A 3,502-nucleotide genomic window follows, 5' to 3' on the forward strand; every position below is an offset into this window, starting at 1 on the left:
AGCGTACCGACTGGTCCGACTCCGTGAAGGCGGCCAGCCTGCCCGCCTGTCCGGCAAGGCCGTCCTGGCCACGGCCCGACACCACCCACGGCACCACACCACCGGCCGCGAACACGGGATCCGGCTCGGGCCGCTCCTCGGGCTCCGGGGCTTCGGGGGCCTCCTCCAGCAGCACATGGGCGTTGGTCCCGCTCACGCCGAACGACGACACGCCGGCGCGACGCGGACGCCCCTCGATCCGCGGCCACTGCACCGGCTCGGTGAGCAGCGCCACCGTGCCCGCCGACCAGTCCACGTGCGGGGTGGGCTCGTCGACGTGGAGGGTTCGCGGCAGCACGCCGTGCTGCATGGCGAGGACCATCTTCATCACGCCCGCCACGCCGGAGGCGGCCTGCGTGTGGCCGATGTTGGACTTCACCGAGCCGAGCCACAACGGGTGTTCGGGGTCGCGGCCCTGGCCGTAGGTGGCCAGCAGCGCCTGGGCCTCGATCGGGTCGCCGAGGGTCGTGCCGGTGCCGTGCGCCTCGACCGCGTCGACGTCGGCCGCGGACAGACCGGCCTTGGTGAGGGCGGCGCGGATGACCTGCTGCTGGGCGGGGCCGTTGGGGGCGCTGAGGCCGTTGCTGGCGCCGTCCTGGTTGAGCGCGGTGGAGCGGATCACGGCCAGCACCGGGTGGCCGTTGCGCCGGGCGTCGGACAGCCGCTCCAGGAGGACCGTGCCGGCGCCTTCGGCGAGGCCCATGCCGTCGGCCGCCTTGGCGAAGGCCTTGGAACGGCCGTCGCGTGCGATGCCGCGGGTGCGGGCGAAGCCGATGAACCCGATGGGCTCGACCATGACGGCGACACCGCCCGCGAGGGCCATGGAGCACTCGCCGGAGCGCAGCGCCTGCGCGGCCATGTGCAGGGCGACCAGGGAGGACGAGCAGGCGGTGTCGATGGTGACCGCGCTTCCCGCGAGGCCGAGGGTGTAGGCGATGCGGCCGGACACCACACTGGTGGCGGTGCCGGTGACGATGTGGCCCTCGACGCCCTCGGGCAGGTTGTCCAGTGCGCCGAAGCCCTGGTTGGCGGCGCCGACGTAGATGCCGACGGGGGTGTCGCGCAGGCTCTCGGGGAGCAGCCCGGCGCGTTCGACGGCCTCCCAGGAGGTCTCCAGCAGCAGCCGCTGCTGGGGGTCCATGGCGATCGCCTCGCGCGGGGAGATGCCGAAGAACGCGGGGTCGAAGTCGCCGGCGTCGTGGACGAAGCCGCCCTCGCGGGCGTAGCAGGTGCCCTCGCGGTCGGGGTCGGGGTCGTAGAGGGCGTCGAGGTCCCAGGCGCGGTCGTCGGGGAAGATGTCGATGACGTCGCGGCCCTCGGCAAGGATGCGCCACAGTTCCTCGGGGCTGGTGGCGCCGCCCGGGTAGCGGCAGCTCATCGAGACGATGGCGATGGGGTCGTCGTCGGCCGCGGCCGCCGCGACTGGGGCCGGCACCGGGGCGGCGGCCGGGACGGGCACGGCGTCGGCGGCGGAGGACCCGACGAGTTCCTCGCGGATGTGCTGGGCGAGCGAGGTGATCGTGGGCCGGTCGAAGATGACGGTGACGGGCAGCCGCAGTCCCGTGGCGGCGTTGAGCCGGTTGCGCAGTTCGACCGAGGTGAGGGAGTCGAAGCCGAGTTCGCGGAAGGCGCGCCCCGTCTCGACGCTGTTCGGGCTGCTGTGCCCGAGCACGCCCGCGACCTGGCCGCGGACGAGGTTGAGTACGGCCTGTTCCTGGTCGTCGGCGGACAGGCCGCGCAGCCGGGCGAGGAGTCCGGCGCTCTCCGTGTCCGGGACGTCGTGCCGCAGCCGGTCCTCCTCGGCGCGCAGCAGCTCGGCGACCTCGGGCACCTCGGTGAGCAGCGGGCGCCGGCGGGCGGCGGTGAAGACGGGGACGAAGTGCTCCCAGTCGATGTCGGCGACGGCGATGAAGCACTCGTCGCGGTCGAGGACCTGCTGCATGGCGGCGACGGCGAGCGCGGGGTCCATGAACGTGATGCCGCGCCAGCGCAGTTGCTCCTGGACGACGTCGAGGCCCATGCCGCCGCCCTCGTCGCTCCAGATGCCCCAGGCGATGGAGGTGCCGGCCAGGCCTCGGGCCCGGCGCTGCTCGGCCACCGCGTCGGCGTACGCGTTGGCCGCGGCGTAGGCGCCGTGGTCGCCGCTGCCCCAGACTCCGGCGACGGAGGAGAACACGACGAAGGCGTCGAGGCGGTCGTCGTCGAAGAGGACGTCGAGGTTGGCGACGCCGGAGAGCTTGGCCTCCGCGCCGTCGGCGAACTCCTGCAGGGTCGTGGTGGCCAGCGGGATGAGGATGCCGACGCCGGCGGTGTGCACGACGGTGCGGATCGGGGGTCCGTCGGCCTCCACGCGCTCCACGAGTGCGGCCAGGGCGTCCCGGTCGGCGATGTCGCAGGCGGCGATGGTGACGCGGGCACCCAACTCACGCAGTTCGGCTTCGAGTTCGGCGGCGCCGGGCGCGTCCGGGCCGCGGCGGCTGACCAGCACCAGGTGTTCGGTGCCGTTGCGGGCGAGCCAGCGGGCGGTGTGTCCGCCGAGGCCGCCGGTGCCGCCGGTGATGAACGCGGTGCCGCTCGTGGTCCAGGTGCGCTCGGCACGCGCGGTGCCGGCGGGTGTCCGGACCAGGCGGCGGATGAGAACGCCGGTGCGACGGACGGCGAGTTGGTCCTCGGCTTTCATCTCAGGGGTGGCGAGGATCGAGCAGAGCCGGGCGGCCGTACGGTCGTCGGGCGTCTCGGGCAGGTCGACGAGCCCGCCCCAGAACTCGGTATGTTCCAGCGCGGCGACGCGGCCCATGCCCCAGGTGCCGTTCTGCACCGGGTTGCGCAACGGGTCGGCGTCCCCGGTGGTGACGGCTCCGCTGGTGGCGAGCCACACCGGGGAACGCAGCCCGGTGTCGGCACACGCCTGGATCAGCGCAAGCCCCGCGACCAGGCCGGCGGCGAGTCCCGGCTGCTCGGGGTGCGGGCGTTCGTCGAGTGCGAGGAAGGACACGACGCCGGCGAAGGCGTCGGCGCCGCTGTGCCGGGCAGTCTCGGTCAGCAGTGCGGCCAGCCGCTCCCGGTCCGTGTCCGCGGCGTCGACGAAGAGGGGCGCGGTCCGGGCGCCGTGCTCGGCGAGCCCGTCCAGGCAGACCCGGACCAGTTCGGAACCGGCGTGGCTCGCGGGCACGACGACGAGCCAGGCGCCGGTGAGCGTCCCGGCGGGGCGGTCGGCGGTCGGGCGCCACGCGATGCGGTAGCGCCAGGAGTCGATGGTCGCGGAGGCCCGACGCCCGCGCCGCCAGGCGGACAGCACGGGCAGCGCCTGCGCCAGCACCTCCCGCCCGTCCTCCTCGGCCACGTCGAGCGCACCGGTCAGTGCCTGCAGGTTCTGCCCCTCGACGGCCGCCCAGAAATCGGCGTCCACCGGGTCCTCGGCCGCACCGCCCACCGTGCCGGCCTGCGGCGCCGCGGACTCGAA

The 3,502-nt window shown here is 74.4% G+C and carries 1 protein-coding gene; it reads right to left on the bottom strand.

The features are described 5' to 3' along the window. The coding region (locus AC5WRT_RS38715; RefSeq protein WP_496101082.1) for an SDR family NAD(P)-dependent oxidoreductase at positions 1-3,502 on the bottom strand (3,502 nt) is incomplete at both ends.

The organism is Streptomyces sp. NTD91 (assembly GCF_059510455.1).